At 74.8% G+C, this 3,092-nt stretch carries 4 protein-coding genes; 3 read left to right on the top strand and 1 reads right to left on the bottom strand.

The window, feature by feature from the left end; all coding sequences use genetic code 11:
• The coding region (locus KME75_RS40715) for an ATP-binding protein (RefSeq protein WP_246633789.1) at window positions 1–455 on the top strand (455 nt) is incomplete at its 5' end.
• Window positions 456–582: 127 nt separating this feature from the next.
• Here the strand turns inward: KME75_RS40715 and KME75_RS40710 are convergent.
• Window positions 583–1,149: a hypothetical protein gene (locus tag KME75_RS40710; RefSeq protein ID WP_219420332.1), complete on the bottom strand. Its 567-nt coding sequence runs from the start codon at window positions 1,147–1,149 to the stop codon at window positions 583–585.
• A 424-nt stretch (window positions 1,150–1,573) separates the two neighbouring features.
• Between KME75_RS40710 and KME75_RS40705 the strand changes: the two genes are divergently transcribed.
• Both KME75_RS40705 and KME75_RS40700 read left to right on the top strand, forming a co-directional pair.
• Window positions 1,574–2,434, top strand: a complete 861-nt coding sequence (locus KME75_RS40705) for an NUDIX domain-containing protein (protein WP_308283497.1) — start codon at window positions 1,574–1,576, stop codon at window positions 2,432–2,434.
• Window positions 2,435–2,509: 75 nt separating this feature from the next.
• A partial coding sequence (locus KME75_RS40700; protein WP_504739535.1) for a type IV toxin-antitoxin system AbiEi family antitoxin occupies window positions 2,510–3,092 on the top strand: 583 nt, incomplete at its 3' end.

The raw sequence follows: 3,092 nt of genomic DNA, 5'->3' as shown, positions 1-3,092 counted from the left end.
CGGCGGCCGCCGCCGCGGTGGCGCGGGCCGACGCCGCGGGCGGGCAGGGCCCCGTGCTCGAGATCGTGGCGCCCGCGCCGGTCGCGGTGGCGGCCACCCCGTCGGAGGTCGCCCTCGTGCTGGACAACCTCATCGGCAACGCCCGTCGCTACGCGCGATCGCTGGTGCGGGTGAGCGTCCTGCCGGCGGGACGCTCGGCGCGGCTGCTCGTCGAGGACGACGGGCCCGGCATCCCGGAGGCGGACCGGCAGCGCGTCTTCGACCGGTTCACCCGGCTCACGCCCGAGGCGGGCGGCGGGGCCGGGCTCGGGCTCGCCCTGGTGGCGGCGCTGGTGCACGGCCGGGGCGGGTTGGTGACGGCGGGCGCGACGCCCACGGGCGGTGCCCGCTTGGAGATCCGCTGGCCCGCCGTCTCGGACACCACCCCGCGCGAGTCGCCGGTTCCACGCCCTTGAGTCGCCCCGTGGGTCCGCACGCTGGCGCGGTTCTGCTATCCCTGCCAGTCACCGATCCCGTCCCAGGCCGCCTCGAGTTCGCGGCCGAGCACACGGAACCGCTCCGCGACCCGCTGGTGCGCCCGCCTCATCTCCTGCTTCCCACCCCGGGCGTCGAGCAGGGCGCCGATCTCCCTGGCTCGTTGACATCGACGGCTGCCGCGGGGAGGAACCCGCCGGCCTCTGCGAGCTCGATGAGCTCACGAACAAGCGGGTCCGTCGGGTCGAGCTCGCTGTTCCCGGAGTTGTGCACAATCGGTGGATCCGCCTCCTCGTCTCGTGGGACGTCGAGCCCGCGTTGCTCGAAGCGCTCACGTATCCGGGAGTTCGGTTCCGCGATGAGCCGCTGACAGTTCGAGCACACGACGTCGGAGTCGAGGACGATCGTGCTCATCGTGCACCCGTCGCACGGCAGTGACCACGATCCGGCCTCGTCGACGCGTTCGACGAGGAAGGCCTCTCTGTAGTCGCGATGTTCGAATCCGCACGAAGGGCACCGCAACGGCGGTGGTGCCGAACTCGTCCCGCGGCCGCAGCTCTCACACCGCCGTGAGACCGCGACGGCGGGACCGGTGCGACGCTCGAGGCGGATCCAGCCGCTCTGCACACCCAGGACGATGCCGGCAGCGAGCACCGTCAGACCCCCGATGAGCACGACGAGCAGGCCGACGTCCGGAGGCCGGCGGTGCGACTGGTCGACCGCCGTCTCGATGTCGGATCGATCCGCAGCAGTGAGTCCGTCGGCGGCCAACCGGCGCGCCAGGTTCACGACGGTGTCTCGCTCGGCTCGGCTGAAGTTCTCCGCTTCGGCGCGCGGGTCCGCGCACACCAGCTGCTCGCCGGTGACCACGGACAGGGTCAGTTCGGGTGTGTCGCTGCACGCCTCGTCGGGATCCGCGAAGCCGACCATCAACGGGTCGGGGCGCGTACTCACTCCCGCGCCCACCCCTCCGACAACCGCGAGCCCGATGCCGACCAGACAACAGATGCGGGCAAACCTGCTGACCCGACAGCGGGAATCGGGCGACTCGCGGGAGGCGGCCGGGCGGCGTGTCGGTGGGCGCTGCCACCATCGTCGGGTGCCCGTGCTCCGGTCCACCGTGCTGATCGACGCCCCACCGGCCACCGTCGCCGGACTCCTGCGCAGCTCCGACCTCGCCGGCGCCGCGCTGCGCGACAGGGGCCACGGCGTCACCGCGAGCAGCCGGCTCCTCGGTGCGGGCGACACCCTCGACGTCGATTTCCACGCCGCCCCGCGCGTCCGGATCCCGGTGCGGATGTCGGTGCGGGAGGTCTCGTCGAACGGGATGACGTGCGACCTCGTCGGGGGTCCGCTCCGGGAGCTGACGCACGCCGTCACGCTGACCCCGACCGCGGCGGGAACCCTCGTGCTGGAAGAGGTCTGCTGGCACAGCGCGTACGGGCCGCTCGGCCGGATCGCCGACGTCGCGGTGCTCCGCGGGCTCGTGCTGCGGGTGCTCGCCGCCCGGTCCGAGGCGCTCGCCGAGCGGGCCGCCGCGCTGGCGGCCGGCCCGGTCGTCGTCGCCACCGCCCTTCAGCGGGGAGGTCGGCTGCTCGTGGCGCAGCGCACGCGGCCGCCGGCCCTCGCGGGGCGGTGGGAGCTGCCCGGCGGGCGCGTCGAGGCCGGGGAGTCCGAGCCGGACGCGGTCGTCCGGGAGTGCCGCGAGGAGCTGGGCGTGCCGGTGCGGGTGACGGGCCGGATCGGCACGGACCTGCCGATCGACGCCGGCGTCCTGCGCGTGCACACCGCCGAGCTCGACCCCACCGCCCCGGACCCGCAGCCGATCGACCACGCGGCGCTGCGCTGGGTCGGCCCGGACGAGGTGGCGGACGTCGACTGGGTGGACGCGGACCGCGCTGTCGTCCCCGAGCTGGTGGCGCTGCTCGAGGGCCGGGCACCGGCTCGGACCGGGTCGTAGGGCCCGTCGTTCCCGATCGCAACGGCTCCGGGCGTCTGCGGAACCGCGGCCGGCCGGCGTCCGTCCAACGCGGGCATGTCGATCGATTCCCTCCTCGCCCGCCAGGCGGGTGTCATCTCCCGCGACCAGGCGCTCGCCGCAGGCCTCTCCCGAGACCTCATCGATCACCGGCTCCGCAACCGGCAGTGGCGGCCGGTGCACCCGCGCACGTATCTGGTGAACGGGCATCGTCACGACGACGAGGTCACGGTGCGCGCCGCTCTGCTGTGGGCGGGCGAACGCGCCGTGCTCTCGGGCACGGCGGCCGCATGGTGGTACGGGATGGCGGAGCGCGCTCCGGCGACCGTCGCGGTGACCGTGCTGCGGCGCCGCCATCCCCGGCCCCGACCCGGGATCGCGGTGCGGCGGTGTGCGCTGGCCGCCGCGGACCGCGCCGAGCACCGTGGGCTGGCCGTCACCGCCCGGCCGTTGACCGTGCTCGAGGCGGCGGTCGAACTCGGCGAGCCGGGCAGCCTGCTCCTCGACCGCGCGCTGCAGCGCTGGGTGACCTTCCGCGCGGTGTACGACGCCTACTGCCGCAACCTCGACGCCCACGGCTCCGCGACGGCGAGGCGCCTGCTGGTGGCCGCCGCCGACCGCTCGGCGTCGGTCGCCGAGC

Origin of the sequence: Pseudonocardia nigra, assembly GCF_019396355.1 — a bacterium.
Taxonomy (GTDB): domain Bacteria; phylum Actinomycetota; class Actinomycetes; order Mycobacteriales; family Pseudonocardiaceae; genus Pseudonocardia; species Pseudonocardia nigra.
The sequence above is the reverse complement of the archived record's forward strand: the minus strand, read 5'-3'. Positions and strand labels throughout refer to the sequence as shown.